20 protein-coding genes are annotated in these 25,422 nt (G+C 56.4%); all 20 read left to right on the top strand.

All coding sequences use genetic code 11. The features are described 5' to 3' along the window. The first annotated feature begins 6 nt into the window (after positions 1–6). Entirely contained in the window at positions 7–642 is a 636-nt protein-coding gene (locus tag HKD40_RS01655) for an NADH-quinone oxidoreductase subunit C (RefSeq protein WP_169193977.1), read from the top strand. Beyond that, positions 642–1,832 carry an NADH-quinone oxidoreductase subunit D gene (locus HKD40_RS01650; RefSeq protein WP_169193976.1) on the top strand — a complete coding sequence of 397 codons (1,191 nt, stop codon included), beginning with the start codon at positions 642–644 and terminating at the stop codon, positions 1,830–1,832. Before HKD40_RS01655 ends, HKD40_RS01650 begins: the two co-directional genes overlap by 1 nt. Then, positions 1,832–3,097, top strand: a complete 1,266-nt coding sequence (nuoE, locus tag HKD40_RS01645; RefSeq protein ID WP_169193975.1) for an NADH-quinone oxidoreductase subunit NuoE — start codon at positions 1,832–1,834, stop codon at positions 3,095–3,097. The genes HKD40_RS01650 and nuoE overlap by 1 nt, the downstream gene beginning before the upstream one ends. Beyond that, entirely contained in the window at positions 3,097–3,315 is a 219-nt protein-coding gene (locus tag HKD40_RS01640) for a hypothetical protein (protein WP_169193974.1), read from the top strand. Before nuoE ends, HKD40_RS01640 begins: the two co-directional genes overlap by 1 nt. Then, entirely contained in the window at positions 3,305–4,612 is a 1,308-nt protein-coding gene (nuoF, locus tag HKD40_RS01635; RefSeq protein ID WP_169193973.1) for an NADH-quinone oxidoreductase subunit NuoF, read from the top strand. The genes HKD40_RS01640 and nuoF overlap by 11 nt, the downstream gene beginning before the upstream one ends. A gap of 4 nt (positions 4,613–4,616) precedes the next feature. Beyond that, on the top strand, positions 4,617–6,716 hold the full coding sequence (gene nuoG / locus HKD40_RS01630) for an NADH-quinone oxidoreductase subunit NuoG (protein ID WP_169193972.1): 2,100 nt from the start codon (positions 4,617–4,619) through the stop codon (positions 6,714–6,716). 9 nt (positions 6,717–6,725) lie between these two features. Next, positions 6,726–7,823 carry an NADH-quinone oxidoreductase subunit NuoH gene (nuoH, locus tag HKD40_RS01625; RefSeq protein WP_169193971.1) on the top strand — a complete coding sequence of 366 codons (1,098 nt, stop codon included), beginning with the start codon at positions 6,726–6,728 and terminating at the stop codon, positions 7,821–7,823. Continuing rightward, positions 7,823–8,311, top strand: coding sequence for an NADH-quinone oxidoreductase subunit NuoI (gene nuoI / locus HKD40_RS01620; RefSeq protein ID WP_169193970.1), 489 nt, complete (start codon positions 7,823–7,825; stop codon positions 8,309–8,311). The genes nuoH and nuoI overlap by 1 nt, the downstream gene beginning before the upstream one ends. 11 nt (positions 8,312–8,322) lie before the next feature. Then, positions 8,323–8,931, top strand: a complete 609-nt coding sequence (locus tag HKD40_RS01615; protein ID WP_169193969.1) for an NADH-quinone oxidoreductase subunit J — start codon at positions 8,323–8,325, stop codon at positions 8,929–8,931. A 15-nt stretch (positions 8,932–8,946) separates the two neighbouring features. Further along, positions 8,947–9,255: an NADH-quinone oxidoreductase subunit NuoK gene (nuoK, locus tag HKD40_RS01610; RefSeq protein WP_169194180.1), complete on the top strand. Its 309-nt coding sequence runs from the start codon at positions 8,947–8,949 to the stop codon at positions 9,253–9,255. A gap of 11 nt (positions 9,256–9,266) precedes the next feature. Then, on the top strand, positions 9,267–11,315 hold the full coding sequence (gene nuoL, locus HKD40_RS01605) for an NADH-quinone oxidoreductase subunit L (protein WP_169193968.1): 2,049 nt from the start codon (positions 9,267–9,269) through the stop codon (positions 11,313–11,315). After that, on the top strand, positions 11,315–12,889 hold the full coding sequence (locus tag HKD40_RS01600) for an NADH-quinone oxidoreductase subunit M (protein WP_169193967.1): 1,575 nt from the start codon (positions 11,315–11,317) through the stop codon (positions 12,887–12,889). Before nuoL ends, HKD40_RS01600 begins: the two co-directional genes overlap by 1 nt. Before the next feature lie 9 nt (positions 12,890–12,898). Continuing rightward, positions 12,899–14,344, top strand: coding sequence for an NADH-quinone oxidoreductase subunit NuoN (gene nuoN / locus HKD40_RS01595; protein ID WP_169193966.1), 1,446 nt, complete (start codon positions 12,899–12,901; stop codon positions 14,342–14,344). After that, a complete protein-coding gene (locus HKD40_RS01590) occupies positions 14,345–15,166 on the top strand; it encodes a biotin--[acetyl-CoA-carboxylase] ligase (RefSeq protein ID WP_248306582.1) in 822 nt (273 codons plus the stop codon). It begins immediately after the preceding gene. Positions 15,167–15,241: 75 nt separating this feature from the next. Continuing rightward, entirely contained in the window at positions 15,242–16,915 is a 1,674-nt protein-coding gene (locus HKD40_RS01585; protein ID WP_169193965.1) for a ribonuclease J, read from the top strand. A 99-nt stretch (positions 16,916–17,014) separates the two neighbouring features. Then, entirely contained in the window at positions 17,015–17,266 is a 252-nt protein-coding gene (locus tag HKD40_RS01580) for a DUF1467 family protein (RefSeq protein WP_169193964.1), read from the top strand. Between the two features lie 648 nt (positions 17,267–17,914). Next, complete coding sequence (gene proS / locus HKD40_RS01575; protein ID WP_169193963.1) at positions 17,915–19,264, top strand: proline--tRNA ligase; 1,350 nt, start codon at positions 17,915–17,917, stop codon at positions 19,262–19,264. Positions 19,265–19,326: 62 nt separating this feature from the next. Continuing rightward, positions 19,327–20,634: an ABC transporter permease gene (locus HKD40_RS01570; RefSeq protein WP_169194178.1), complete on the top strand. Its 1,308-nt coding sequence runs from the start codon at positions 19,327–19,329 to the stop codon at positions 20,632–20,634. Beyond that, a complete protein-coding gene (locus tag HKD40_RS01565; RefSeq protein ID WP_169193962.1) occupies positions 20,627–21,313 on the top strand; it encodes an ABC transporter ATP-binding protein in 687 nt (228 codons plus the stop codon). The genes HKD40_RS01570 and HKD40_RS01565 overlap by 8 nt, the downstream gene beginning before the upstream one ends. A 388-nt stretch (positions 21,314–21,701) precedes the next feature. Next, a complete protein-coding gene (dnaE, locus tag HKD40_RS01560; RefSeq protein WP_169193961.1) occupies positions 21,702–25,163 on the top strand; it encodes a DNA polymerase III subunit alpha in 3,462 nt (1,153 codons plus the stop codon). Positions 25,164–25,422 lie beyond the last annotated feature (259 nt).

Below are 25,422 nucleotides of genomic sequence, written 5' to 3'. Positions count from 1 at the left end.
AGGGTCATGGACGAAACTGAAATTTTGGACACTGCCGTCGTTGTGGACCCGCAAGTCGCACTGGGGGAATATATCGCCGCATCTCTGGGAGACGCAGTGATTGGCTTTGACGTCGCTTTCGGGGATCTGACGGTTTCCATAGCGAAGGATGCCGTTGTAGATGTCGCGCGGTTTCTGCGCGATGACGCAAAATGTCGCTTCATCTCTTTTGTGGATGTCTGCGGCGCGGACTATCCAGAACGCGAACAGCGGTTTGACGTGGTTTACCACTTGCTGAGTCCGCACCTTAATCAGCGTATCCGGTTCAAGCTGCAGACGGACGAGAATAGCCTTGTGCCGTCGATTTGCGACGTGTTCGCCGGGGCAAACTGGTTCGAGCGCGAGGTCTATGACCTCTACGGCGTTTTGTTCTCAGATCACCCCGATTTGCGTCGCATCCTCACCGACTACGGTTTTGACGGCAATCCGCTGCGCAAGGACTTCCCGCTCACCGGCTTTGTAGAAGTTCGCTACGACGAAGAGCGTCGTCGCGTTGTCTATGAGCCGGTTAAGCTCGCGCAGGAATTTCGTGCGTTTGATTACCTGTCACCATGGGAAGGCACGGACTATGTGCTGCCCGGCGACGAAAAGGCGAAGAACTGATGAGCGAAGTAGACGTTCGCAACTTCACGCTAAACTTCGGCCCTGTGCACCCTTCGGCGCACGGTGTGCTGCGTATGATCTTGGAGCTCGACGGTGAAATCGTTGAGCGCGTTGATCCCCATATCGGCCTGCTGCACCGCGGAACTGAAAAGCTAATCGAGCACAAGACCTATCTGCAGGGACTGCCGTATTTCGATCGCCTGGACTATGTGGCGCCGATGAACCAGGAGCACGCCTATGTGCTGGCAGTTGAACGCATGCTCGGCATCGAAGTGCCTCGCCGTGGCCAGCTTATTCGTGTCCTGTTTGCCGAAATCGGCCGCTTGCTCGCCCATTTGATGAACGTGACCACGCAGGCCATGGACATTGGTGCGCTCACGCCCCCTGTTTGGGGGTTTGAACAGCGCGAAAAGCTGATGATTTTTTATGAGCGCGCATCGGGCGCTCGTATGCATGCCGCCTACTTCCGTCCTGGTGGTGTGCATCAGGATCTGCCGCAGGCGTTGGTCGATGATATCGGCCAATTCTGCAAGGATTTCATTCAGCCACTCGAAGACATTGACCGCCTTCTCACCAACAACCGCATCTTTAAGCAGCGTAACGTCGATATCGGTGTTGTCCCGCTCGAAGAAGCTTGGGGGCGTGGGTTCTCGGGGGTCATGGTTCGTGGTTCGGGCGCTGCTTGGGATTTGCGCAAGGCACAGCCTTACGACGCCTATGCCGAAATGGATTTCGACATCCCAACTGGCCAGAATGGGGACTGCTACGACCGCTATCTCGTCCGTATGGAAGAGATGCGTCAGTCGACCCGCATTATGGCGCAGTGCGTTGATAAGCTGAACGCTCCGGACGGGAAGGGGCCAGTGGCCTCTACTGATGGTAAGGTCGTTCCGCCTAAGCGCGGTGAGATGAAGCAATCGATGGAAGCGCTCATCCATCACTTCAAGCTCTACACCGAAGGGTTCAAGGTACCTGCCGGTGAAATCTATGCCGCCGTCGAAGCGCCAAAGGGCGAGTTCGGCGTTTATCTGGTGTCTGATGGCACCAACAAACCCTATCGTTGTCACATTCGTGCGCCGGGCTTTGCCCATCTAAGCGCCATGGATTACCTGTGCCGTCACCACATGCTGGCTGACGTTACGGCAATTCTCGGATCGATCGACGTTGTGTTCGGAGAGGTTGATCGCTGATGTCGGTGCGTCGCCTTGCGGAAGAGTCGGTACAGCCGGCAAGTTTCGCCTTTACTGCAGAAAATCAGGTCTGGGCTGAAAAGCGCATTGGCCTCTATCCCGCGGGACGCCAGCAATCAGCTGTGATCCCTCTGTTGATGCGTGCCCAAGAGCAGGATGGCTGGGTCACTCGCGCCACGATCGAAAAGATCGCTGAAATGCTTGGCATGCCCTATATCCGGGTGCTCGAAGTCGCCACCTTCTATACTCAGTTCCAGCTGCAGCCTGTGGGCACACGTGCTCATATTCAGGTCTGTGGCACCACGCCTTGCATGCTGCGCGGCGCAGAAGGACTGATCGAAGTTTGTAAGAACAAGATCCACCACGAACCGCACCACCTCAACGAAGACGGCACGCTGTCTTGGGAAGAAGTGGAATGCGCTGGCGCGTGTGTGAACGCACCAATGGTTGCGATCTTCCAAGACACCTACGAGGATTTGACGCCGGAACGCCTCGAAGAAATCATCGACGCTTTCCATGCTGGTCGTGCTGACACGATCAAGCCAGGCACCCAGATCGATCGTCTGAACGCTGCGCCTGCTTCAGGCTTGGTTGTTCTCACTGAGGAGCCAACTGCCAAGCGCGAAAAGTTCGTACCGCCTCCGGCTCCAGACGCTCCAGCAGCCGTGCCCGCCGCTGGTGCCGCGCCGCAAGCGCCGACTACGGCCGCGCAGCCCAAGAACATCGCGCCTGAGGCGGCACCTGCGCTCAAGGGTGCGCCTGTTGAGGCCAAAGTTTCGACCGCTCAGGCCGAAAAGGACCGTAAAGACGCTGCTGTCTCAGCAGGGGCAGACGGCAAGCCGAACACAGCAATGCGTGAAGGCGCCACCGGCGCTGAATCGTCAGCAGGCAAGGTCGACGGCGGCAAAGGCGTTGGAAGCGACAACGAGCCTGCTGTGGTTGCAGCCTCCGCTAACCCCAAAGAAGTCACTCCGAATGCTGAGAAGGGCGGCGTGATGCCACTCTTTGTGGCTCCCTCGGGCGCTGCGGATGATCTCAAGCTTATCTCCGGTGTCGGCCCCGTCATCGAAAGCAAGCTCAACGCGCTTGGCGTGACCCGTTATGATCAGGTTGCCGCTTTCAGCGACGAGGATTTTGCCAAGGTTGAAGCTGCACTGTCCTTCCCCGGCCGTGCCCAGCGCGACAATTGGAAAGGTCAGGCTGAGGCTTTGGCCAAGGGCGGGATTGAAGAATATCGGCGTGTCTTCGGGAAGGATCCCCGTTGATGGCTGATGGCAAAGTTGACCTAAGCAAGCTGACCATGGTCGAAATCCTCCTTCTGGTGGCATTCGCGATTATGGGGACAGCTATAGTCTCAGGTCTCGGGATCGTCGCAGGCATTCAGCTCGATGGGCTGGTTGCTGCGGTGATTGGGGCGGTCATCGGTATGACCGCCTGGTGGTTTTATGTAGTGAAGCGGAAAGCTGATCATCATGCTCGCTGACAAGGATCGCATTTTCACCAACCTCTACGGCCGCCACGACTGGCGTCTGGAAGGCGCGCGGAAACGTGGCGCTTGGGTTGGCACTAAGGAATTTATCGAGTCCGGGCGTGACTGGATCACCAATGAAGTGAAGGCCTCTGGCCTACGCGGTCGTGGTGGTGCAGGCTTCCCGACGGCACTCAAATGGACCTTCATGCCAAAGGTCAATGACGGCCGGCCACACTATCTTCTGGTGAACGCCGACGAATCCGAACCGGGCACATGTAAGGACCGCGAAATCCTGCGCCACGATCCGCACCACCTGATTGAAGGGTGTTTGTTGGCGGCGCGCGCCATGGATGCGCACCTCGCGTTTATCTATGTGCGCGGCGAGTTCATCCGTGAGCGTCAAAACCTCGAACATGCTGTGCAGGAGGCCTATGACGCCAAGCTGATCGGCAAGGATAATATCCACGGTTGGGACTTGGATATCATCGTCCACCACGGCGCAGGTGCTTACATCTGCGGCGAAGAAACGGCGTTGATGGAAAGCCTAGAGGGCAAGAAGGGGCAGCCACGCCTCAAGCCGCCATTCCCAGCGGGTATGGGCGTTTATGGCAACCCAACTACTGTCAATAACGTGGAATCCATCGCCGTAGTGCCGGAAATTCTCCGTCGTTCCGGCGCTTGGTTCGCCAATATCGGCCGCGCCAATAACACGGGCACCAAGCTCTTCATGGTTTCGGGGCACGTCAACAATCCCTGTACCTTTGAAGAAGCCTTGGGTGAGAACTTCAAGGACATCATCGAAAAGCACTGCGGCGGCATCCGCGGCGGTTGGGATAATTTCCTTGCAGTGATCCCGGGCGGTGCCTCGTGTCCGATCGTGCGGGCCGAAAACATGATGGACACCATCATGGACTTCGACGGTCTTCGTGAGAAGAAGTCGAGCTTCGGAACCGGCGGCATGATCATCATGGATAAGTCGACCGATGTAGTGAAAGCCATCTGGCGCATTTCGGCTTTCTTCAAGCACGAAAGCTGCGGCCAGTGCACGCCATGCCGAGAAGGCACAGGCTGGATGATGCGCGTTCTTGGCCGAATGGTTGAAGGCCGTGCACAAAAGCGCGAAATCGACATGCTGTTTGAAGTCACCAAGCAAATCGAAGGGCACACAATCTGTGCGCTCGGCGACGCTGCGGCCTGGCCTGTTCAGGGCTTGATCCGTAATTTCCGTGACGTCATCGAAGCGCGCATCGATCAATATACCTGGTCTTCGACCAGCGACGGCGCTGTGCCGTCGATTGCCGCGGAGTAAGCCGATGGCTCAGATCAAAGTCGACGGTACTCTCGTCGAAGTCCCTGACTACTTCACACTCATGCAAGCCGCTGAGGCAGCAGGCGCGGAAATTCCACGATTCTGCTTCCACGAACGTTTGTCTGTGGCCGGCAACTGCCGCATGTGTCTGGTCGAAGTTAAGGGTGGGCCGCCAAAGCCACAGGCCTCTTGCGCCATGGCGGTCAAGGACTTGCGTCCAGGCCCCAATGGTGAACCGCCAGAAATGTTCACCAACACGCCGATGGTCAAAAAGGCCCGCGAAGGCGTGATGGAATTCCTTCTGATCAACCACCCGCTAGATTGCCCGATTTGCGATCAGGGCGGCGAGTGCGATCTGCAGGATCAGGCCATGGCCTATGGTGTCTCTGGTTCGCGCTTCTTTGAGAACAAGCGCGCAGTCGAAGACAAGTACATGGGCCCGCTGATCAACACAGTGATGAACCGCTGCATTCACTGCACGCGCTGCGTTCGCTTCACCACAGAAGTGGCGGGCATTTCTGAACTCGGCCTCATCGGTCGTGGCGAAGACGCAGAAATCACTCCGTATCTGGAACGTGCACTAACCAGCGAAATGCAGGGCAATGTCATCGACCTTTGTCCTGTTGGTGCGCTCACCTCCAAGCCCTACGCTTTCCATGCGCGTCCTTGGGAACTGAACAAGACCGAGTCCATCGACGTGATGGACGCTGTCGGTTCGGCCATTCGCGTCGACTCTCGTGGTCGCGAAGTGATGCGCATTCTTCCGCGCATCAACGAAGCGATCAACGAGGAATGGATTTCGGACAAGACCCGTTTCATCTGGGATGGCCTCAAGAGCCAACGGCTTGATCGTCCTTATGTCCGCAAGAACGGCAAGCTCCAGCCCACAAGCTGGGACGAAGCGCTGTCGGCAGTTGCTGGCAAGATCAAAAAGGCCGGTAACAAGGTCGGTGCGATTGCGGGGGATCTCGCAGCGGTCGAAGAAATGTATGCCCTCAAGGGCCTGCTAGCTTCCATCGGCTCTGGCATGACCGACGTTCGTCCGGCCATGTCCGGCATTGATCCGTCCATGCCGCGCTCGGCCTATATCTTCAACCCGACCATCGCCGGGATCGAAGAGGCCGATGCTATTCTGATCATCGGCGCCAACCCGCGCCATGAAGCAGCTGTTCTGAATTCGCGTATTCGTAAGACTTGGCGCGCCAAGGGTCTTCCAATCGCCGTCATCGGTGATCAGCCAGACCTGAACTATGATTACACCTATCTCGGTGCTGGTTTTGAGACCTTGGCCGACCTCGCATCCGGTAACGGTGCGTTTGCCAATACCCTGGCTTCTGCCCAGCGTCCGCTTATTATTGTTGGCGAAGGTGCAGTGTCGAACGCTGAAGGTGGCAAACAAATCGGTCGCGATGTCATCGCACTAGCCGCCAAGTTGGCGACTGGCGCGAACGTCGCCGAAGGCTGGAATGGCTTTGCGCTTCTGCACAATGCGGCAAGCCGCGTTGGTGGTCTCGACATCGGCTTCGTGCCGCATGACGGCGGCGTTTGCTCAGCTGACCAGATCGCTCTGGCAGGCAAGGGCGAACTCGATGTGCTCTTCCTGCTGGGTGCAGACGAATACGACACTTCCGCCATGGGTAAGGCATTCGTGGTCTACATCGGCTCGCATGGTGACAAGGGGGCCCATCGCGCCGACGTCATTCTGCCGGGTGCGACCTATACCGAAAAGTCTGGTACTTATGTGAATACCGAAGGGCGCGTGCAGGTCACCACCCGTGCAGTGTTCCCGCCCGGCGATGCGAAGGAAGATTGGGCCATTATCCGTGCGCTCTCGGGCGCCATCGGGCAGGCTCTGCCGTATAATTCGCTGACCCAGCTGCGCGCGGCGATCTATGCTGAATTCCCGCATCTGGCCAAGATTGACCAGATCACTCCGGGCTCGGTGAAAGATGTCGCCAAGCTCGCCAAGGCCACTAAGACCAAGTCGGCACCGCTTTCGAGCATCAAGACCGACTTCTACCTCAGCAATCCGATCGCGCGGTCCTCCGCCGTCATGGGCGAATGCGCGGCGATGGCTGCTGGCCTGCGTCAGGCAGCGGAGTAGGGGAGCACAATGGACTTTATTCTTTCGGCCCTCGATTACCTGCTTGGCATCCCTGTCCTCGGATGGGGTGTGCACATCGGTTTCGTCTACAAGGCACTTCTGCTTCTCGTTGGTCTGCTGCTCTTCACGGCCTTTATCCTCTTGGGCGACCGTAAGGTCTGGGCTGCCGTTCAGCTGCGCCGTGGTCCCAATGTTGTTGGTCCCTTCGGTCTCTTCCAATCCTTTGCGGACTTGCTCAAGTTTGCGTTCAAGGAAGCCATTATTCCGGCGGGCGCAGACAAGGTACTGTTCATCGCCGCGCCCCTGATCACCGCCACTCTGGCTCTTGCGGGTTGGGCCGTTGTCCCCGTCGCTGACGGGTGGGCCATGGCCGACATCAACATCGGGATCCTGTACCTACTCGGTATTTCCTCCCTTGGTGTTTATGGCGTGATCATTGGTGGTTGGGCGTCCAACTCCAAATATCCATTCCTCGGTGCACTTCGTTCTGCAGCGCAGATGGTGTCCTACGAAGTCTCCATCGGCCTCGTTATCATCACCGTTCTGCTGTGCGTGGGCTCGCTCAACCTCAACGACATCGTCCAGGCGCAATCCGAGATGGGGATCGCCCATGCTCTAGGCGTGCCGTGGCTCTCGTTCCTGAATTGGTTCTGGATCCCGCTCTTCCCGATGTTCGTAGTGTTCTACATCTCGGCTCTAGCAGAAACCAACCGGCCGCCATTCGATATGGCCGAAGGTGAATCCGAACTCGTTGCCGGTTTTATGACCGAGTATTCCTCCACCCCGTACCTGCTGTTCATGTTGGGCGAATACATTTCGATCCTTCTGATGTGCGCCATGACCACCATCCTCTTCATGGGTGGCTGGGCATCACCGATCGATTTGCCACCGTTCACCTGGATTCCGGGTGTGGTGTGGTTCTTCCTCAAAGTGTCCTTTGTCTTCTTCTTCTTCGCCATGGCCAAGTCGATTGTGCCCCGCTATCGCTATGACCAGCTGATGCGGATCGGTTGGAAACTGTTCCTTCCGCTGTCACTGATCATGGTTGTTATCGTAGCTTTTGTACTTCAGCTCACCGGCTGGGGCTGGCACGGGGGAGCCGTCTAATGCGCGCCTCGCAGATCCTCAACACGCTTCTTCTGAGAGAGTTCGTCTCGGCCTTCTTCTTGGCCATGCGCTACTTCTTCTCGCCGAAGCCAACCATCAACTACCCCTTCGAGAAGGGTGCTGTGTCGCCTCGTTTCCGCGGTGAGCATGCGTTGCGCCGTTATCCCAATGGGGAAGAACGCTGCATCGCCTGCAAGCTGTGCGAAGCCATTTGCCCGGCACAGGCAATTACCATCGAAGCCGGTCCACGCCAGAACGACGGTACTCGCCGTACCGTTCGCTATGACATCGACATGGTGAAGTGCATCTACTGCGGCTTCTGTCAGGAAGCCTGCCCGGTGGACGCAATCGTGGAAGGCCCGAACTTCGAATTTGCAACTGAAACGCGTGAAGAGCTCTACTTTGACAAAGCGAAGCTCTTGGCCAATGGAGATCGTTGGGAGCGCGAAATCGCCGCCAACATCTCTGCTGACGCGCCGTATCGCTGAGAGGGAAGAGCATGACACTTCCATTGTTCTTCTTTTACCTGTTTGCGGCGGTGACCATCGCCTCCGCATTCATGGTGATTTCTGCCCGCAATCCGGTTCACGCCGTGCTGTTCCTCATTCTTGCTTTCGTGAACGCCGCAGGGCTGTTCATGCTGGCGGGGGCTGAATTCCTCGCGCTGATCCTCATCGTTGTCTATGTGGGCGCTGTCGCGGTTCTCTTCCTCTTCGTTGTGATGATGATCGACGTCGATTTCGCGCAGATGCGCCAGGGCATGCTTCAATACGCGCCTATTGGCGTGGTTGTTGGAGTGGTTCTGCTGCTCGAGCTTCTCCTAGTGGCGGGCAGCGCATTTATCGCTCCTGCTGTTGGGACGACCTCTGCGCTGCCAATTAACGACGCTATCGATAACACTCGTGCCATCGGGCAGGTGCTCTACACGCGCTATGTCTTCCTGTTCATGGGAGCAGCGGCTGTGCTGTTGGTTGCCATGATCGGCGCGATTGTACTGACACTGCGCCATCGTCCGGGCATCAAGCGTCAGAGCACTGCGGCGCAGCTGGCGCGTGACCCGAGCAACACGCTCAAGGTCAACAAAGTTAAAACTGGTCAGGGACTGTAGGGGGTTAACATGGGCTTGGGTATCGGGCTCGGTCATTTCCTGACCGTTGCAGCCATTCTCTTCACACTCGGCGTTTTCGGGATTTTCCTGAACCGCCGGAATATCATCACCATCCTGATGTCGGTCGAATTGATCCTTTTGGCCGTGAACCTGAATTTGGTGGCATTCAGCGCGCATCTGCATGACCTGCAGGGTCAGATTTTTGCGCTGATGATCCTCACCGTTGCCGCAGCCGAGTCTGCGATCGGTCTGGCAATCATCGTCATCTTCTACCGTAATCGCGGCACCGTTGCCGTCGAAGACGCTAACTTGATGAAGGGCTAAGAGCACCCGCTATGATCATTCAAGCGATTGTTTTTCTTCCCCTCATTGGGGCGCTGATCGCCGGACTACTCGGTCGACAGATAGGCCACAGGGTCAGTGAATATCTAACGACTGCACTGCTGCTGATCGCGGCCGTATTGAGTTGGATCGTCTTCATTCCGGTCGCCTTTGGCGACGGTTTGGTAGGCGCTGTGAGCGATGGCCACTCATCTGTGGTCAAGGTTGAGGTCATGCGTTGGATCCAGGTCGGTGACATGGATCTGCGTTGGATCCTGCGTGTCGACACGCTCACGGCCATTATGCTGGTCGTCGTGAACACCGTTTCGGCCCTCGTGCACCTGTACTCGATTGGTTACATGCACGAAGATCCGCATCGTTCGCGCTTCTTCGCCTATCTCTCATTGTTCACCTTCGCCATGTTGATGCTGGTGACAGCCGACAACTTCCTGCAGATGTTTTTTGGCTGGGAAGGCGTTGGTCTTGCGTCCTATTTGCTCATTGGTTTCTGGTACACTAAGCCAAGCGCAAATGCGGCCGCAATGAAGGCATTCGTGGTCAACCGTGTGGGTGACTTCGGCTTCGCGCTCGGCATTTTCGGTTCGTTCTTCGTGCTCGGTCACATCGATTTTGATGGTGCCTTCAACGCGGTCGGTGAGTTCGGAACTACCGGACTGCCAGTTTTCAACTTCTTGTCGTGGCAAGTCGACGCCATGACCGTGATCTGCCTGTTGCTCTTCGTTGGCGCGATGGGCAAGTCGGCGCAGTTCCTGCTTCACACCTGGTTGCCTGATGCGATGGAAGGTCCGACTCCTGTGTCGGCGCTTATCCACGCGGCAACCATGGTGACGGCTGGCGTGTTCATGGTCGCGCGTTTGTCGCCGATGTTTGAGACCTCGCCGACTGCGCTCACAGTGATCATCGTCGTCGGTGCCATTACTGCTTTCTTTGCGGCCACGGTTGGTCTCGTTCAGAACGACATCAAGCGCGTCATCGCTTACTCGACCTGTTCGCAGCTCGGTTACATGTTTGTGGCGCTTGGGGTAGGGGCCTACTCGGCCGGTGTTTATCACCTCTTCACCCACGCCTTCTTCAAGGCTCTGCTGTTCTTAGGGGCTGGTGCGGTCATTCATGCCATGCACCACGAGCAGGACATGCGCTACATGGGTGGACTGCGGAAGAAGATCCCCATCACCTATTGGATGATGATGATTGGTACTCTTGCGCTTACCGGTGTCGGCATTCCCGGCACAAACTTCGGCTTTGCAGGGTTCTTCTCGAAGGACGCCATCATCGAAAGCGCATACGCCTTCGGCGGCAACGTCGGGTCCTTTGCCTTCTGGATGCTCGTCATCGCGGCGCTGTTCACGAGCTTCTACTCGTGGCGCCTCGTTCACCTGACCTTCCATGGGTCGCCGCGTGAAAATCCACATGCGCACCACGACGATCATGCGCATGATGATCACCACGGCCACCATGGTTCCGCCTACGACAACGCCCATGAAGCGCCAACTGTTATGCTTGTTCCGCTTTACGTTCTTGCCGTGGGCGCGGTATTGGCTGGCTTTGTGTTCTACGGAATGTTCTTCCACGACGTGGAGCATATCCAGCACTTCTTCGCTGGCTCGATCTATGTCGATGAGCAGATTATTGACGATGCCCACCATGTTCCGACTTGGGTCAAGTGGAGCGCAACCATTGCAATGATCACCGGCTTCGTCGCCGCTTGGTACATGTACATCAAGCGCCCAGACATGCCGGGTCGTGTGGCTGCGACCAACCCAGGGCTTTACAAGTTCCTCTTGAACAAGTGGTACTTCGACGAGCTCTACAACTTCATTTTCGTACGACCGGCGGTTTGGATCGGTAACGCGGTCTGGAAGGGCTTTGACGATTGGCTGATCGACAGCAAACTCACCGAAGGCCTGGGTCGTCGCGTGCAGAATGTCACCAGCTGGGTCGTTAAGCTCCAGTCCGGCTATCTTTATCACTATGCATTCGCGATGCTGATTGGTGTTGCCTTGCTGCTGACCTGGGCCATTACGGCCGGGGGGCTACTCTGATGACCTTTGCCAATTCTATTCTCACGATACTGACTTGGCTGCCGGCACTTGGCGCAGCCCTGCTCCTGCTCACGCCAAAGACCTCGGTCAGTGCGATCCGTTGGATCGCCTTGACCGTAACTCTTCTGGTTCTCGTCGGGGCGCTCGCGCTCTGGCAGAGCTTTGATACGTCAAACGCTGGTTTCCAATTCGTGGTCAACACCCCGTGGATCGGAGACAGCATTGGCTATCGCGTCGGCGTTGACGGCATCTCGGTGCTGTTCGTCGTGCTAACCGCACTGCTTATGCCATTCGCCATTCTCGCGAGTTGGGAAGTAGATACCCGCGTCAAGGAATACATGCTTGTCTTCCTTGTGCTGGAAACGCTGATGATCGGGGTCTTCACGACCCTCGATCTGGCCATGTTCTACGTCTTCTTCGAAGGCACGCTGCTGCCGATGTTCCTGATCATCGGCATCTGGGGCGGTTCGGCTCGCATTCAGGCGGCGTATAAGTTCTTCTTCTACACCTTCGTAGGCTCGGTCTTCATGCTTGTGGCTATGATGGCCATGTATTGGGACGCAGGCACCACCGACATCATGGTTCTTCTGAACCACGGCTTCCCGTCGGAAATGCAGCCTTGGCTCTGGATTGCCTTCTTCGCATCCCTGGCTGTGAAAATGCCAATGTGGCCGTTCCACCGTTGGTTGCCGGAAGCGCACGTGCAGGCACCAACAGCCGGTTCTGTCATTCTGGCGGCAATCCTTCTGAAACTTGGCGGTTACGGCTTCCTCCGTTTCTCCCTCCCAATGTTCCCCGAGGCTTCGGCTCAGTTCGCGAATTTTGTCTTCATTCTCTCGGTTGCTGCAATCATCCTGACCTCACTGGTCGCATTGGTTCAGACCGACATTAAGAAACTGATCGCTTACTCTTCCGTGGCGCACATGGGCTTTGTCACCATGGGCATCTTTGCTGGCAACGCTCTGGGTATCCAAGGCGCCATGTTCCAGATGATTTCGCACGGCTTTGTTTCCGGCGCGCTCTTCCTCTGCGTAGGCGTCATTTATGATCGCATGCACACCCGGGAGATCTCAGCTTATGGTGGTCTCGTCGAACGCATGCCGCGTTACGCCTTTGCTTTCATGGTCTTCACCATGGCCAATGTTGGCCTCCCGGGTACTTCTGGTTTCGTCGGTGAATTCCTCACCATGGTCGGCGTGTTCCAGGTCAACACTTGGGTTGCTTTCGGTGCTGCAACTGGCGTCATCTTCTCGGCCGCCTATGGCCTGTGGCTCTATCGCCGGGTAATTTTCGGCGCGTTGACGAAGGATAGTCTCAAGGGAATCTTGGACCTCAACCTGCGCGAAAAGATCATGCTTTACCCCATGATCGTGCTCACGCTGGTGTTCGGTTTCTATCCTGCACCAATCCTCGACACGACCGCAGCGGCCGTGGACAAACTTGTGGCGCAGTATTCGACCGCCGTTGGCCGTGATGTGGCCGTGGATCAGGCCGATGCGCGTGTCACCCTGGACTATGTAGCACCCGCAGATGGTGCCGCTGAACCGGCTCCGGCCGCCTCAGCATCGCACTAGGAGACTGACGTGAACTCAGACATTACCGATTTCGCGAGCCTTGCTCCTGCCTACCCAGAGATGATCATCTCGGTCGGCGTGCTGGTGCTGTTGCTCTTGGGCGTGTTCGTCAACAAGGAGCGGTCCGCACTGGTCTCTTGGCTGGCAATTGCTTTGCTCGCCGGGACTGCGCTCTTAACAGCGTTCCAGAACGCCGATGGTATCGTCTTCAATGGCCTCTTCATGGCCGACAGTTTTGGTCGGTTCATGAAGGTTCTGGTGCTTGGCTCGTCCGCTTTGGCGCTGGTGTTGGCCGTGTCTAACGCCGAAGAGAACGGTGTCCATAAATACGAATATTCTATTCTGGCGGTTCTTGCGACGCTGGGCATGATGATCATGGTTTCAACCAATGATCTGATGTCGCTCTACATTGGTCTCGAGCTGCAGGCACTTTCCATCTACGTGATGGCAGCGATCAAGCGCGACGATCCACGTGCGTCCGAAGCGGGCCTGAAATATTTCGTTTTGGGCGCTCTGTCTTCGGGGATGCTGCTCTACGGCGCGTCGCTGATTTACGGCTTTACCGGCCATACCAATCTGCAGGAAATCGTCCGCGCCATAGCCATCGAAGGCCGTTCCATCGGTCTTATCTTTGGCGTTGTCTTTGTGCTGGCAGGCATTGCCTTCAAAATTTCGGCCGTGCCATTCCACATGTGGACCCCCGACGTCTACGAAGGTGCACCGACACCAGTTACCGCCTTCATGGCGATGGCGCCAAAGGTGGCAGCAATGTCGCTCATGATCCGCCTCGTCGTCGACGCATTCTCGCCCATCACTGCCGACTGGCAGCAGATCGTTATCTTCCTCTCGATCGCCTCGATGGTCCTCGCGGCTTTTGCAGCGATCGGCCAGAAGTCTCTTAAGCGCCTTATTGCATATTCTTCGATTGGCCACGTTGGCTTTGCCCTGGTTGGCCTTTCGTCGGGTTCGCAGGTCGGCGTTGAGGGTGTGGCAATTTACATGGCGATCTATGTGTTGATGTCTGTGGGTCTTTTTGCCTGCATTCTGTCACTGCGTACAGATAAGGGCTATGTCGAAAGCATCGAAGATCTCGCTGGTGCAGCACAGACGCGTCCCTATGTGGCGGCTGTAATGCTGATTATCATGTTCTCTCTGATCGGCCTCCCGCCGCTCGCAGGGTTCTTTGCCAAGTGGCATGTCTTCCTTGCTGCTGTTGAAGCAGGGTTCTTCGTCTTGGCCGTGGTCGGTGTTCTGGCTTCGGCCGTCAGCGCCTACTATTATCTTCGTGTGGTCAAGACGATGTATTTTGATGAGCCCAAGCACCAGTTCGCTGCCGTGCCTAATGAACTCAACATCATTCTCGGTGTCAGCGCCTTCCTGCTGGTGACGTACTACTTCATCCTTGGCAATCCGCTCACCTCTGCTGCGCAGACGGCCGCGGGCAGCCTGTTCTAGGTGGCTCAGTTCTATCTGGGCGAAAAGGCCCGTTCAGCCGGCTATCGGCTAACGGGCTTTGACACTATCGGGTCCACAAATTCGGAAGCGCTCGCAGCGGCAGCTGCGGGCGATTTTGGTGGACACTGGTTCGCTTCACTACATCAATCCGCAGGGCGCGGGCGTCGTGGGCGAGAATGGTTCAATCCCTCCGGCAACCTTGCCGCTAGCCTGCTCATTATTCCTGATGCTGAACCAGATCAGATCGCCACACTCGGCTTTGTCGCCGGCGTGGCTATCGCCAGCGCATTGGATGGAATTTTGCCTCAGGGTGTTGTGAAAACCGAGAGCCATAGCGAAAATTTTGGGGAGCAAGTCGCGCTGAAATGGCCAAATGATGTGTTGGCTGGCGGCTCCAAACTCTGCGGTATTCTTCTGGAGGCGTGTAAAACGCCGTCCGGTCAGACCGCTGTTGTCATTGGTTGCGGAGTAAATGTTGTCGCGGCACCCCAAGGTGTGCCATACGCTACAGCGTCTCTTGCAGGCTTGGGATATGTCCGTAGCGCCGAAGACGTGCTTGCGGCTCTATCCGATGCTTGGGTAGGGGCCTTTGCAATCTGGGATGATGGTCGCGGTACGGCGGCGGTTCTGGAAAAATGGCGTCAATCTGCTGCTGGAATCGGCGGCCCAATCACTGTCCAACAAGACGGCGCAGTGCGACGTGGAATATTTGAGACCATCGACTCCACAGGTCGATTGATCATGCGCGACGACGACGGCGCGCGGATCACCATCACTGCGGGCGATGTGCATTTTGGGGCAACGGCCAGCGCCCGAAGCTGACCATAACGAGGTGCGAAGCGACCGACGGCCAGAGTTCGTTCGGCGTCACAGCGCTCAATAAAGGAATAAGAACCCATGGCGAAGAACCAACGGGATGAACTCGTATTTGTGCCGCTCGGTGGCGTTGGCGAGATTGGTATGAATATGGCTGCTTATGGCTTCGGCCCTGAGCGCTCCCGGAAGTGGATCGTCGTGGACTGTGGCGTAAGCTTCGGTGGTCCGGAGTTGCCGGGCATTGAGCTGATTATGGCCAACCCGGAATTTCTGGAAGAGAACGCCGACGACGTTCTGGCTCTAATCCTCACCCATAGCCACGAAGATCACTACGGCGCGGTGCTTGATCTGTGGCCCGTCTTTGACAAGCCGGTTTATGCAACACCATTCACAGCGGCCATGCTGGCCGCCAAGCGGGCAGGGGATGGCATTGTCGAAAACGTCGACATCTCCATCATGCGCCCGGGCAAAGCGTTCCAAGTTGGCCCTTTCACCATTGAGCCGATCAACGTAGCGCACTCAATTCCAGAGTCGAACGCACTACTGATCACCACCCCAGTTGGTCGTGCCCTGCATACTGGTGACTGGAAGCTTGATCCAACCCCAGTGCTCTCTGCACCGACCGATTTTGATCGCCTGCAGTCACTCCGCAACGACAGCGAACTGCCGCTGGCGCTCGTCTGTGACTCGACCAATGCGATGAAGGAAGGCGAAAGCCCCTCCGAGCAGGAAATCGGCGAGAACCTCGAAAAGCTCATTCTCGACGCTCCCCATCGTGTGTGCGTCACCACTTTCGCGTCAAACGTTGGGCGTGTGGTTTCGATCGTGCGCGCGGCCCATAAGGCAGGCCGTGAAGTTGTCCTCTCGGGTCGTTCGCTCCACCGCATCATGGGTATTGCCCGTGAACTGGGAATGCTGGAAGGCATTCCGACGTTGCACGATCAGGACATGTATCGCTCGATCCCGCGCGACAAATGCGTTCTCATCTGCACGGGTTCACAGGGCGAGGCGCGCGCCGCTATTGCTCGCATTGCGCGTGGCGATCACCCGGTTATCGACCTCAACGCTGGCGACCGGATGATCTTCTCGTCTTGGGCCATTCCGGGCAATGAGCGCGAAGTCATCGACATTCAGAACCTGCTTATCGATAAGGGCGTGGAACTGATCACCGCCAATGACGCGCTTGTTCACGTTACAGGCCACCCGCGCCGTGGCGAACTCAAGAAGCTCTATTCTTGGGTCAAGCCGGAAGTGCTCGTTCCAGTTCACGGTGAAGCTATGCACTTGGCTGCGCATGCTAAGTTGGGTCGCGCCGAAGGCATTCCCAATGTTTGCGAAGCGCGCAATGGCGATATGGTGCGGCTCTTCCCTGACCCACTTACTATGCCTGCAGAAGTGCGCGTCGGCGAACTGTACCTCGATGGTCTAGTGCTCTGTACCCCTGACGAGTCGGGTGTCAAAGGGCGCCGCCGCTTGTCCTTCGGTGGTATGATCATCGTCAGCATGGCCGTGAACAACAACGGTCAGGTTGTCTCCGGACCCGACATTGTCATCGAAGGCCTGCCGGAAACTGACGAAGAGTCCATTGGCGAACTCGTGCACGACACCGTTCACGGCGTTATCAATTCAATGCCTCCAAAGCGTCGCCGGGATACAGAGATTTTGAACTCGGCCTTGTTCAAGGGTATACGCGGGGAAGTGAACGCGTTCTGGGGCCGTAAGCCAAACGTTTCGATCTTCGTACACCGCGTGTAACTTTATGTCGCTGCCCCGGCTCTGGGGCAGCGATCTGCTTTTGGGGTATGATATCTCCCACTAAGCCTTTCTTCTGCTCTCGGACACGGATATCTCGCCATGCAAATCGGCTCCTTACTCGCAATTTACTTCGTGGCATGGTGGATCATTTTCGTGGCGGTCGTGCCGATGGGCTCCACTAGCCTTCACGAGGTGGGCGCCAAGGTTGAGCCTGGGCATGAGCCAGGGTCGCCGGTGAAACTACAGCTGATTAAGAAGGGCTTGCTCACCACCGTAATCGCGGCTTTCGTGACCGCAGGCCTGATCTACTTGATGACCCAGACCATTGTTGCCGACTATTGGAACCGCTGAAGGCGTCACTTCGTCACTCGGCATCACAATCGTGTACTGCTTGGGGATTTCGCACACTACGTCCGGAATGAGCCACGCAAAGTTATCGTAATTACAGAGCAGAAAATTGTAGCGCGTAACTGGAGCTTCCGGTGCGCGCTATTTTCTTTATCTCTGCCATCGGAATTGATCCCGCCTGCTGACTTCGCCATGCGATAGGGTATTGGCTGATTTAGCTTTTGTTAGGGAATTTCGGTGCGTGGCCGCTCGCCGCGCTAACGTCCCCTAGCATATATGCTGTCGATCATGAGAGAACGCTTTGGATGAGGTGTAGCAGCACACCGCGAACTGATGTGTCACATTAACTAAGCGTGATATCCTACTGTTCTGCAAACAAAAAAACAGGGCCAAAGGCCCTGTTGGAAAGAGTTTAATCGACAATACGTTGGTCTTAGGCACGCTAAAAAGCGGCGGCCAACGCTCCTCCCTTGACGCTGTCGACGTCCAGCGGTTTTATTCCGCCGTAATATTATTGTTACAGAGCCTAACAATAGAATTTCGTCCTGCCAAGTAAAATCTGCATAGCTTGCATGCTTGCATCGAATGGACGAACGGGGTTTGAGTGGGCATCAACAGAACCACGAGTCGAACAGCGTATTCGGAGTAGCTATGCGCCTTTCCCGTTATTTCCTTCCGGTGCTGCGCGATGTGCCGAAGGAAGCCGAAATTGTATCGCATCGCTTGATGCTACGTGCAGGCATGATCCGTCAGCAGGCTTCTGGACTCTATTCCTGGCTGCCCGCAGGCTACAAGGTCCTGATGAAGGTCCAGCGCATCATCGAAGAAGAACAGAACCGCTCGGGTGCTGTTGAGTTGCTGATGCCGACCATTCAGTCGGCCGACCTCTGGCGTGAGTCTGGTCGTTACGATGCGTATGGCAAAGAAATGCTGCGCATCGAAGACCGTCACGAGCGTGAATTCCTCTATGGGCCGACCAATGAGGAGATGGTCACGGACATTTTCCGTACCTATGTGAAGTCATACAAGGATCTGCCGCTGAACCTCTACCACATCCAGTGGAAGTTCCGCGACGAAGTGCGCCCGCGTTTCGGCACCATGCGTAGCCGCGAGTTCCTGATGAAGGACGCCTATTCCTTCGATCTCGACAAGGACGCAGCGGTTGCCGCTTACGAACGCATGTTCGTGGCTTACCTGCGCACCTATGCTCGCATGGGGCTGACCGCCATCCCGATGCGCGCCGACACCGGCCCAATTGGTGGCGATCTCTCGCACGAATGGATCATTTTGGCAGAAACTGGCGAAAGCCAGGTCTTCTGCCACGCCGACCTTCTGCAGAAGCCAATTCCGGGCAAGGACGTGGATTTCCGTGGCGACCTCAAGCCAATCTTCAACGATTGGACTTCGCTCTACGCCGCGACCGAAGAAATGGTTGATCACGCCGAATACGAAGCCACTGTGCCGGAAGACAAGCGTGTCTCTGCCCGTGGTATCGAAGTTGGTCACATCTTCTATTTCGGCACAAAATACTCGGCCCCGATGAAGGCAAATGTCACCGGCCCGGACGGCAAGGACGTTACTGTGCACATGGGCTCGTACGGCATCGGCCTGACCCGCGTCGTTCCGGCGATAATCGAAGCTAACCACGACGAGAACGGCATCATCTGGCCGGTTTCTGTCGCCCCATTTGAAGCTGTGCTCATCAACCTCAAAAAGGGTGACGCTGACACCGACGCCGCTTGCGACAAGCTTTATGAAGAGCTTAACGCTGCTGGCCTCGATATGCTCTATGATGATCGCGATCAGCCAGCCGGCTCGAAGTTCGCGACTGCCGACTTAGTCGGCATTCCGTACCAGATCATTCTTGGACCGCGTGGCCTTAAAACCGGCGAAGTTGAGATCAAGCATCGTAAGTCGGGCGAACGTGAGACGCTGCCAATCGCAGGAGCTGTTGAGCGCCTCGTTAGCCTTATTGTACCGCAGCGGATGACCGACATTTGACCACGAGAGCCGAGGACGCAGCGACAAGCCGGCACACACGCCCGTTTGCGCGTTTCGAATGGATGATTGCTGGGCGCTATTTGCGCGCCCGCCGCAAGGAAGCTTTCATCTCCGTTATTGCCTCCCTCACCATGGTGGGGGTGGCGATAGGCGTGGCGACATTGATTGTCGTCATGTCCGTCATGAACGGGTTTCGTGGGGAGCTTCTCGACAAAATCCTCGGCCTTAATGGGCATTTCACCGCCCATCCTATCGAAAGCCAGTTCACCGACTATCAGGAGACGGTGAGCAAGATTGAAGCTGTCAACGGGGTTTCCTATGCAGTGACTTTCGTAGAGGGTCAGGTTTTGGCCAGTGGTCGCGGCGCCTCTTCAGGCGTCGTGGTCCGTGGCATGGACGAAGCCAACCTCAAAAAGCTCAATCTGCTGTACAACTCGGCAGAGCAGGGCGGTTTTGACCAATGGGATGATAGCCGCGGAGTCGCTATCGGCTATCGCCTGGCCCAACAGCTGGGCGTCGGGCTTGGTGACGAAGTGCAGATCATTAATCCCGATGGATCAATGACGCCCTTTGGCTCCACGCCGCAGATCCGCTCTTACACGGTCAATGTCGTCTACAATGTCGGCATGGTCGAGTTTGACAGCCTCTACATGTACATGCCGCTCGAGCCCGCTCAGGACTATTTCAAAATGGTCGACGAGGTGCTCAAGCCCGGGCAGGAGCCACTCGACCCGCTGGCCAGCGACGAAGAAATCGACGCTGCCTATGAGCGTATTGGTCGCGTGTCAGCTATGGAAATTTTCATCGACGACCCCGACAACATTGCCGTGATGCGCGACCGTATCGCCGCCGTCGATGGACTGCGCCCGTTAATCCTCACTGATTGGCGTCAGCGCAACGAGACGTTCTTCTCTGCCTTGCAGGTCGAACGTGTGGTGATGTTCACCATTCTCTCGATGATCATCCTCGTTGCCGCTTTCAACATCATCTCCAGCCTCATCATGCTGGTGAAGGACAAGGGTGCCGATATCGCCGTGCTGCGCACAATGGGCGCAACACGGGGTTCGATCATGCGCATCTTCTGCATTACCGGCACAGCCATTGGTTTTATTGGCACCATCACTGGCTTTTTGCTGGGCTTGGTCATTGCGTCGAATGCCGAGAATATTCGCTTGTTTATCTCCAACACATTCGGTGTGACGCTCTTCCCACCAGACGTGTTTTTCCTCTCGAGCCTGCCAAGCCGCGTTGATTACACAGAAGTCACGGTAATCGTGGTTATGGCGCTGAGCCTGAGTTTCCTCGCGACGCTCTATCCAGCTTGGCGTGCGGCCCAGTATGACCCAGTGGAGGCTTTGCGCTATGAATAAGCCTCACCTAAAACTCTCTGCTGTTCACCGTCACTACGGCGAAGGGGAGCGTTTGGTTCGCGTACTCGACGCTGCCGATCTCACGGTCGAAAGCGGCGAGCTCGTCGCCTTGGTCGCCCCTTCTGGTGCCGGCAAGTCGACCCTGCTGCATCTCTGTGGTCTTCTCGAATCCCCGCAAGAAGGGGAAGTCGAAATCATTGGGGAGAAGACCAGCCAAATGGGGGACCGCGCCCGCACGCAGTTGCGCCGTACCACTGTTGGCTATGTCTATCAGTTCCATCATCTGTTGCCAGAATTCACCGCCTTGGAGAATGTAACTCTGCCACAGTTGATCGCTGGAGTGGATCAGAAGGCGGCCGAAACTCGGGCTATGGAACTGCTCAGCCTGCTCAATGTCGGCCATCGTGCGTCGCACCGTCCGGCAGAGCTTTCCGGGGGGGAACAGCAACGTGTCGCCATCGCCCGCGCCGCAGCGAACCGTCCTCGCGTTATCCTTGCCGATGAGCCGACCGGCAACCTAGACCCTGAGACCAGCGATCTGGTGTTTGAAGCCCTCAAAAGCCTCATACGCAACGAAGGTGCAGCCGCGCTGATCGCAACGCATAATTATGATCTCGCGCGACGTGCCGATCGTATCGTCACCATCCGGAACGGATTGGTCGTCCCGCACACGGTCTAACCCCGACACTCATTTGCGCAAAACTCGCCCCGGCATGGTTTCCTGCCGGGGCTTTTCTTTTGCCAATCCGTGTCGCCGAATCTTAACGGCCGTACGCGGTTCCTAACGATTTCCTAACCAGTTTCGCGGTGTTCCCGGTTTCACCAGTGTTCCCATCTGGACTAGAACATAAATGGAACATATAAGAACAAACAGTGAAACACGGAGTTCAAAAATGCTCGATTTCGTTAAAGACCTCGCTGCCTTTGTCACCCTTGGCGCTTTCACCGTCGCGTCCCTGACTTGGGTCGACATTCTCACCCATTTCGCGTGATCGGTTGTGGAAGTCGGTAAACCGTGGTTTGACCAAAGAGGCTGACTGTCTGAAGGTCAGACTCAGGAGAACCTCATGCGCGGCCCTGGCTTTATTCACCTTCACGTACACTCTGCCTTCTCTCTGCTCGAAGGCGCGATCCAGCTTGAGAACATTCTCAAGATGGCAGTCGAAGACGAGCAACCCGCCTTGGGGCTGGCAGACACAAGCAATCTTTTCGGTGCCTTGGAGTTCTCCGAGAAGGCCACGAAGAAGGGCATCCAGCCGCTGATCGGTATGGAAATGCAAATCGACTTCGCCGCTGCGGAAGAGCGCATAAGTGAGCGCGGACATGTGGCGTGGTCCGGAAAATCCAGCGTTGTGCTGATGGCGCAATCGGAGGAGGGGTTCGCCAATCTCTCTCGACTTGTGTCTAAAGCCTATATGGAAATGGACGGCGAAATTGGTCTGGCGCGGGCCCAGCTCGATTGGCTTAACTCCGACAGTCTTGCTGGCCTGATCTGTCTCTCTGGTGGCCCAGAGGGCGCCATTGATATGCCATTCGCCATGGGCCAGGACGCTAATGCAACGCGCCGCCTCGATCGGCTGGCCGATCTGTTTGGCGATCGTTTCTACATCGAAGTTCAGCGTCACGGCCGCACCAGCGAAGCTATTGTTGAACCGAAGCTCATCGATTACGCCTATCGTAAGGGCATTCCGCTCGTCGCGACGAATGAGCCTTTCTTCAAATCTGCCAAAGAATACGAGGCGCACGACGCTCTGCTGGCAATCGCCGGTAGTTCCGTTATCGCGCAAACCGAACGGCGCAAGCTGAACGACCAATATTATTTCAAGACTCGTGCGGAGATGATCGAGCTGTTCTCGGATCTTCCAGAGGCACTCGATAGCACGATTGAGATCGCCCAGCGCATGGCCTATCGCCCGCGCACACGTGGGCCCATTCTGCCTAAATTTGCTGCTGGATCGCATCAAACTGAAGATGAGGTTGTAGCGGCTGAAGGTGCGGTCCTCCGGGAGATGGCCGAAGCAGGGCTAAACATGCGTCTCCAGACGACGGGGATTGCGCCAGGTAAAACCGAGCAGGAGTATCGCGACCGGTTGGATTTCGAGCTCACCATTATCGAGCGCATGAAATTTCCGGGTTATTTCCTGATCGTGGCCGACTTTATCCAGTGGTCCAAAGCGCAGGATATCCCGGTGGGTCCTGGGCGTGGTTCAGGTGCTGGCTCCCTCGTCGCGTTCGCGCTGACGATTACCGACCTTGATCCCCTGCGTTACAATTTGCTGTTCGAGCGCTTCCTTAATCCGGAACGCGTGTCGATGCCCGACTTTGATATTGACTTCTGTCAGGATCGCCGTGAAGAGGTGATCCACTACGTTCAAGACAAATACGGCGCCGAACAGGTGGCGCAGATCATTACCTTCGGTACGCTGCAGGCTCGCGCTGTGTTGCGCGACGTCGGACGCGTATTGCAGATGCCTTACGGGCAAGTTGACCGTATCTGTAAGCTCGTACCGGCGAACCCTGCTGACCCTTGGTCTGTGGAGCGCACGCTCAAGGAAATCCCGCAGTTTAAGCAGATGGTCGACGAGGATGAGACCGTCGCCCAACTGGTTGAGATTGCGCAGTCACTCGAGGGCCTGTTCCGTCACGCATCGACCCACGCGGCCGGTATCGTGATTGGTGACCGTCCACTCCAAGAGTTGCTCCCGCTCTACCGAGACCCGCGCTCGGTCATGCCGGTCACCCAGTATAATTTGAAGTGGGTGGAGCCCGCGGGCCTAGTTAAGTTCGACTTCCTCGGCCTCAAAACGCTGACGACCATCCGTTACGCCGTCAACATGGTCAAAAATCGCGGCATTAACATCGATATCGACACGATACCGATCGATGACGCTGCAACCTACAATCTCTACTCTCGTGGCGACACCTACGGCATTTTCCAGTTTGAAAGTCCCGGCATGCGTCGCGCGTTGATGGACCTCAAGCCCGACCGTATTGAGGACTTGATCGCTATGAACGCGCTCTATCGTCCGGGTCCGATGGATAATATCCCGAGCTTCATTGATCGTAAGCACGGCAAGGAAGAGGTGAAGTATCCCCATCCGGCATTGAGTGAAGTGCTCGACGAAACCTATGGGATTATCGTCTATCAGGAGCAGGTGATGCAGATCGCCCAGCTTCTGTCCGGCTACTCTCTGGGTGAAGCAGACATGCTGCGCCGCGCGATGGGTAAGAAGATCAAAGCGGAAATGGATAACCAGCGTATCCGCTTCCGGGATGGTTCTGGTCCGCAAGGCGTAAGCGCAAAGCTTGCCGATGAAATCTTCGATCTTCTGGCCAAGTTTGCGAACTATGGTTTTAACAAGAGCCACGCGGCCGCTTACGCTTGGGTTTCCTACCAGACAGCCTATTTGAAAGAACACTTTCCGCACGAGTTCTACGCGGCGTCCATGACCCTCGATATGGCGCAGACCGATAAGCTTTCTGACTTCCGCCGTGAGGCAGGCAAGAAAAAGATTGAGGTCGTTTCTCCGTGCGTGAACCAATCTGAGGTGCTGTTTTCGGTGAAGAATGATCGCATCCATTACGGCCTTTCGGCCGTGAAGGGTGTTGGTCGTGCCATGGCAGAGCATATTGTTGAAGTTCGTGGTGATAAGCCTTTCAAAGACTTAGGTGATTTTGCTCGCAGAATAGATCCGAAAGCGTTGAATAAGCGCACGTTGGAAACTCTGGTGAGCGCGGGTGCCTTTGATGGCATATCGCCAAGCCGCGAGATCGCCTTTGCAGCAGTCGAAACCATCATTGGTACGGCACAGGCTCTCAATGCCGATCGTAACAGCGGCCAGGTTTCGATGTTCGACAGCGCCGAAGATCAGCAGTTCCGCCTGCCGACCAATGTTCCAATTTGGAACTCAACAGAGCGTGCCGACAAAGAGCGTGCTGCCATCGGTTTCCACCTTTCAGCACACCCGCTCGATGCCTACACAGACATGTTCGAAAAGCTCCGGGTACAGAAGTGGGCGGATTTTGAGCGCGCGGTAAAAGATGGCGCAGGGGCCGGGCGCTTGGCAGGTACAGTGGCGTCTCGACAGGATCGGCGGACCAAAAAAGGTACGCCGATGATGATTTTGTCGCTGTCCGACCAGACGGGGACCTTTGAATGCATTGCATTCTCAGAACAGATCAAGGACTTCGGTGAGCTTTTGCAGCCCGGAAGGTCCGTGGTCCTGCAGGTTGGAGCTGATGAGCGCGATGGCAACGTCAGTCTTCGTCTCGTGTCTGCGCAGCCTATCGAAGGCATGGCGGAGCGTATCGAGCGCCAGTTGACCATCTTTGTTGAAGATCGCGAGGCCCTTGGGCCGACAGCCGCACAGTTGAAGCGGGGCGGGAACGGCGCTGTGAATTTCGTTGTCATCAGGGATGGTGGAGCGCGTGAGTACGAGATCGAACTGCCTGGGAAATACCAAGTGACGGCTGAAGTGGCCGGCGGGATCAAGTCTCTGCCTGGTATTACGGATGTGCGCTTCGCATAAAACAACGCGGGGGAGGTGAGCCGATAGCCCCTCCTCCCCCACTTAGGGGTTTTCACCCTTGTCCCCGTGATCTCGCACGGGTCTATGTTTGAACAATGCCACGGCTGATGTTCTGTTCCCCTAATCAGTCGGGTGAAATTGAGATAAACTTGTCTCGGCACGTCGTAAGCAAGACGTGAGACGCTTGCCAAAATACAGCTTCTAGCCTATATGGCGCACGCGTTCGGCCCAAGGTCGAGCGTGATCACACACACAAGGC

Origin of the sequence: Devosia sp. MC1541 (assembly GCF_012847305.1) — a bacterium.
Taxonomy (GTDB): domain Bacteria; phylum Pseudomonadota; class Alphaproteobacteria; order Rhizobiales; family Devosiaceae; genus Devosia.
This window is presented reverse-complemented; position numbering and strand designations above follow the sequence as displayed.

Bases quoted from the DNA above. Each gene is read 5' to 3' on its own strand.
- HKD40_RS01655 (WP_169193977.1), top strand. From the start codon at position 7: ATGGACGAAACTGAAATTTTGGACACTGCCGTCGTTGTGGACCCGCAA.
- HKD40_RS01650 (WP_169193976.1), top strand. From the start codon at position 642: ATGAGCGAAGTAGACGTTCGCAACTTCACGCTAAACTTCGGCCCTGTG.
- nuoE (WP_169193975.1), top strand. From the start codon at position 1,832: ATGTCGGTGCGTCGCCTTGCGGAAGAGTCGGTACAGCCGGCAAGTTTC.
- HKD40_RS01640 (WP_169193974.1), top strand. From the start codon at position 3,097: ATGGCTGATGGCAAAGTTGACCTAAGCAAGCTGACCATGGTCGAAATC.
- nuoF (WP_169193973.1), top strand. From the start codon at position 3,305: ATGCTCGCTGACAAGGATCGCATTTTCACCAACCTCTACGGCCGCCAC.
- nuoG (WP_169193972.1), top strand. From the start codon at position 4,617: ATGGCTCAGATCAAAGTCGACGGTACTCTCGTCGAAGTCCCTGACTAC.
- nuoH (WP_169193971.1), top strand. From the start codon at position 6,726: ATGGACTTTATTCTTTCGGCCCTCGATTACCTGCTTGGCATCCCTGTC.
- nuoI (WP_169193970.1), top strand. From the start codon at position 7,823: ATGCGCGCCTCGCAGATCCTCAACACGCTTCTTCTGAGAGAGTTCGTC.
- HKD40_RS01615 (WP_169193969.1), top strand. From the start codon at position 8,323: ATGACACTTCCATTGTTCTTCTTTTACCTGTTTGCGGCGGTGACCATC.
- nuoL (WP_169193968.1), top strand. From the start codon at position 9,267: ATGATCATTCAAGCGATTGTTTTTCTTCCCCTCATTGGGGCGCTGATC.
- HKD40_RS01600 (WP_169193967.1), top strand. From the start codon at position 11,315: ATGACCTTTGCCAATTCTATTCTCACGATACTGACTTGGCTGCCGGCA.
- HKD40_RS01585 (WP_169193965.1), top strand. From the start codon at position 15,242: ATGGCGAAGAACCAACGGGATGAACTCGTATTTGTGCCGCTCGGTGGC.
- HKD40_RS01580 (WP_169193964.1), top strand. From the start codon at position 17,015: ATGCAAATCGGCTCCTTACTCGCAATTTACTTCGTGGCATGGTGGATC.
- proS (WP_169193963.1), top strand. From the start codon at position 17,915: ATGCGCCTTTCCCGTTATTTCCTTCCGGTGCTGCGCGATGTGCCGAAG.
- HKD40_RS01570 (WP_169194178.1), top strand. From the start codon at position 19,327: ATGATTGCTGGGCGCTATTTGCGCGCCCGCCGCAAGGAAGCTTTCATC.
- HKD40_RS01565 (WP_169193962.1), top strand. From the start codon at position 20,627: ATGAATAAGCCTCACCTAAAACTCTCTGCTGTTCACCGTCACTACGGC.
- dnaE (WP_169193961.1), top strand. From the start codon at position 21,702: ATGCGCGGCCCTGGCTTTATTCACCTTCACGTACACTCTGCCTTCTCT.